The 4018-nt window shown below is 69.5% G+C and carries 4 protein-coding genes; 2 read left to right on the top strand and 2 right to left on the bottom strand.

The annotated features are described in order from the left end of the window. A partial coding sequence (locus AC5E6L_RS14605; RefSeq protein ID WP_491774257.1) for a sensor histidine kinase occupies positions 1–1176 on the bottom strand: 1176 nt, incomplete at its 3' end. Positions 1177–1185: 9 nt separating this feature from the next. Further along, complete coding sequence (locus AC5E6L_RS14600) at positions 1186–1872, bottom strand: response regulator transcription factor (RefSeq protein WP_491230161.1); 687 nt, start codon at positions 1870–1872, stop codon at positions 1186–1188. A 174-nt stretch (positions 1873–2046) separates the two neighbouring features. Between AC5E6L_RS14600 and AC5E6L_RS14595 the strand changes: the two genes are divergently transcribed. Continuing rightward, entirely contained in the window at positions 2047–3057 is a 1011-nt protein-coding gene (locus AC5E6L_RS14595; protein WP_491774259.1) for an ABC transporter substrate-binding protein, read from the top strand. A 114-nt stretch (positions 3058–3171) separates the two neighbouring features. Continuing rightward, positions 3172–4018, top strand: an 847-nt coding sequence (locus tag AC5E6L_RS14590) for a tripartite tricarboxylate transporter substrate-binding protein (RefSeq protein WP_491774255.1), incomplete at its 3' end; no start/stop codon positions are given.

Here is a 4018-nt window from a genome sequence, read left to right as displayed (position 1 = left end):
GTCACCGTCGGTCAGCACCCGCCCGCCACGCTTGCCGACCACGATCGCGGTCCCCGCTCCGGCGTGGCGGATCGCATTGTCGATGAGATTGCCGACCATCTCGCGCAGCAGCACGGGATCGGCGGCGCACCAGGCGGGGGGGCCGGCCTCGAAGGCAAGGTCGAACCCGGCGCGCGCGGCGGTCACAACGAAGCTCTCGGTCGCGCCCCTGGCGACCGCGTTCAGGTCGACCGGCGTTCCGCCGACCGCGTTGGAGCTGGTCTCGTCGACCCGTGCCAGCAGCAGCAACTGGGCGAGCGTGCGTTCGGCGTCGCCCACCGCCTGGTCGCAATCGGCGATCGCGCGGCGCGCCTCGCCAAGGGTTTCGGCGCGGGCGGCGATGGCAAGCTGGGTGCGGATGATGGCGAGCGGTGTGCGAAGCTGATGGCTGGCATTGCCGGTGAAGTGGCGCAGCGCGCTCAGCGCCCCGTCGAGGCGGCACATGAACGAATTGATGCGGTCGACGAGACCGCCCACCTCGGCCGGCACCGAATGGGCGATCGGCCGCAGATCCTCCGGGCTGCGCCGCCCGATGGCCGCCTCCAGCCGGCCGAGCGGCCGCAGCGAGCGCGTCACGGCGACCCACACGATGATCCCCGCCGCGAAGATCAGCAGGAACTGGCGCAGCGCCGTGCGCAGCAGGATGCGCCCGGCGAGCGCGTCGCGGGCGTTGGTCGTCTCGGCGATCGTCACGCGATAGCCGATCGAGCGCTGTCCGGTCGAAACCGCGCCGCGATAGCTGGCGAGCCGGATCGGCTCGCCGCGAAACGTCGAATCGGCGAACATGAACGGGGCGGCGAACTGCGGCGCCATGGCGGGCACGTCGAGCCGCTCATAGCCGGTGATCGGCGTTCCGTCGCCATGGTCGATGCGGTAGAACACCCGATCCTGCGCCGACGAGGTCAGCATTTCGAGCGCCACGTACGGAATGTCGACGTCCAGTTCGCCCTTATCGTTGACGACCACGCGCTCGGCGATCGCCAGCGCCGAACCGGACAGAACCCGGTCGAACACCTGGTTGGCGGTCTCGCGCGCGCTGCCATAGGCGTCGAGAAGGGCGAGAAGCCCGATCGCGCACAGCGGCACGAGCAGGAAAACCAGGAGCCGGCGGCGCAGGGAATGACGGCTGGTCCCCATCGCGATCCCTCAGCGGCCGGCCGCGGCCGTCTCGTCGGCCAGGAGGAAATAGCCCATGCCGCGCGCCGCCCGGATCGCCACGCCATGGCCCGCGAGCCGCTTGCGCAGCCGGCTGATCGTCTGCTCGACGGCATTGTCGGACATGTCGACATCGAAGGTCGACAGGCTTTCGGCGATCTGCGCCTTGGGCACGACGTCGGACTTCGACATCAGCATCAGCCGCAGCACGGCCAATTCGCGCGGCGAGATGTCGATCGGCCTGCCCGCGCGCGTCAGGCTGTTGGCGCCCATGTCCAGCGTCATGCCCGCGAACGCGATGGTCGGGCTCGCCCGCCCCGCCCCGCGCCGGATCAGGGCCCGCGCCCGCGCCTCAAGCTCGGCGACCGCGAACGGCTTGGTCAGGTAGTCGTCCGCGCCAAGGTCGAGCCCCCGCACCCGGTCATCCAGATCGCCGCGCGCGGTCACGATCAGCACGGGCACGTCGTGGCGGCGGTTGCGCAGGTTCCTGAGCACGTCCAGCCCGTCCATGTCCGGCAGGCTGAGGTCGAGCACCACCAGGTCGAACCGGGTCGAGGCGAGCGCGGCCTCGGCCCGCTCGCCGTCGGCCACCGCGTCGACCTGGAAACCGCCGCGGCCCAGCACATCGGCCATGCCCGCGGCCAGTTTTGCATTGTCCTCGACGAGCAGAATGCGCATGATCGGCCTCCCGGCCCATTGGTACGCCGCGTGGCGGGCCTTGTGAAGCGAAATGGCCGTCAACGGGAGGAAAGCTGCGTGCGACGATGGTCCCGGACCGACCTTTGGGCGGCGATCGCGACGCTTTTTCTGGCGCCCCATGTTCTGGCGACCCATGTTCTGGCGACCCAGGCCATGGCAGAGGCTTTTTTTCCAGCCAAGGGCGAGGGCGCAAGCCAGGAACTGACGATCTACTCCTCGCTCGATCTGGGCGCGGCCAGACCGCTGATCGAAGCCTTCCAGGCCGACAATCCGTCCATCGCGGTCGCCTATCACGACCTTCAGACGGTCGACATCTACGATCGCGTCCTCATCGAAAGCGAAGCGCCGGGCGGCACGGCGGACCTCGTCTTTTCCTCTGCGATGGACCTTCAGATGAAGCTCGCCAATGACGGCTATGCGCGCCGTGTCGCGCTGTCGAACGCGGCGCGCTGGCCGGGCTGGGCCAACTGGCGCGACACCGCGATCGCGCTCACCTACGAGCCCGCCGTGATCGTCTATCACCGGCCGAGCTTTTCGGACGGCGACGTTCCGCGCACCCGCGCCGGCCTGCTCGAACTGCTCGGCCGGGATCATGACCATCTGTACGGCCGCGTGGCCACCTACGACATCGAACGCGCCGGGGTCGGCTTTTTGTTCCTAGCGCGAGACGCCGAGCACAATCGCGACACGTGGGAGCTGGTCCGGGCGATGGGCCGCTCGGGCGTCAAGCTCTATTCGAACTCGTCATCCATCCTCGAACGGGTCGCCGACGGCCGCTTCGCCATCGGCTACAACATTCTGGGCTCCTATGCGGCCGCCTGGGCCGTGCGCAATCGCGATCTGGGGATCGTCCTGCCGACCGACTACACGATCATCATGAGCCGCATCGCGCTGGTGCCGGAGGCCGCCCGCGCGCCCGATCTGGGCGCGCGGTTCCTCGACTTCCTGATGTCCCGGCGCGGCCAGCAGGTCATGGCGTCCGAGGCCAGGCTGCCGGCACTGCATCCCGATGTCGACGGCCAGAACACCGCCGGCGCCCTGCGCGCCCAGGCCGGCGAGAAGCTGCGGCCGATCGCCGTCAGCCCCGCGCTTCTGGTCTATCTGGATCAGGTGCGCCGCGCCCGGCTCATCGACCGCTGGAACGATACGCTCAGCCAGCGCTGAGCGGGCCGGATGCCTCTTGCGCGAGCGGACCGGACCTGTCAGCCTTCTGTCAGCTTGATGTGTTCTGGTTTGTGGCACCCGGCCGCATGCCGGCCACGCATTTGGGAGGAAACCATGTTGAAATTGCTCACCGCGGCGCTCGGCGCTGCTTCCTTGGCGGTGGCGACGGTCGGAGCCGCGCAGGCCGGCGGCCACCAGAAGGTCGAGGAAGTCCACTTCCTCATTCCCGGCGGCGCCGGCGGCGGCTGGGACGGCACGGCGCGCGGCACCGGCGAGGCGCTGACCAAGTCCGGCCTGGTCGGCTCCGCGACCTATGAGAACATGTCCGGCGGCGGCGGCGGCAAGGCCATCGCGCATCTGATCGAGACGGGCGACCAGGGCGTGCTTATGGTCAATTCGACGCCGATCGTCATCCGCTCGCTGCAAGGCGTGTTCCCGCAATCGTTCCGCGACCTGACGCCGATCGCCGGCACGATCGGCGACTACGCGGCCATGGTCGTCCACACCGATTCGGACATCGCCGACTTCGGCGGCCTGCTGACGGCCTACAGGGCCGACCCGACCAGTGTCGCCATCGGCGGCGGCTCGGTCGCCGGCGGCATGGACCATCTGGTGGCCGCGCTGATCATGAGAAGCGCCGGCGAAAACCCGACCGAGGTCAAGTACATCCCCTATGACGCGGGCGGCAAGGCCATGGCCGGCCTGCTCTCGGGCGAGATCAAGGCGCTGTCGACCGGCTTCGGCGAGGCCATCGAGCTGGCCCGCCAGGGCGAGGTGCGCATCCTTTGCGTGAGCGCGGCCGAGCGGCTGTCCGCATCGGCCGACACGCCGACCTGCGACGAGGCGGGCGCGCCGGGCGCCGAGTTCGTCAACTGGCGCGGCTTCTTTGCGACGCCGGACCTGCCGGCCGAAAAGGCGGCCACCTACAAGGCCGCGCTCGAAGCCATGTACGGCACCGATG

The sequence above is a fragment of the Roseitalea sp. genome (assembly GCF_984466335.1).
The sequence above is the reverse complement of the archived record's forward strand: the minus strand, read 5'-3'. Positions and strand labels throughout refer to the sequence as shown.

What these genes read in the sequence shown, in the direction of transcription:
- AC5E6L_RS14600 (WP_491230161.1), bottom strand. Translation starts at nt 1,872, where the DNA reads ATGCGCATTCTGCTCGTCGAGGACAATGCAAAACTGGCCGCGGGCATG.
- AC5E6L_RS14595 (WP_491774259.1), top strand. Translation starts at nt 2,047, where the DNA reads ATGGCAGAGGCTTTTTTTCCAGCCAAGGGCGAGGGCGCAAGCCAGGAA.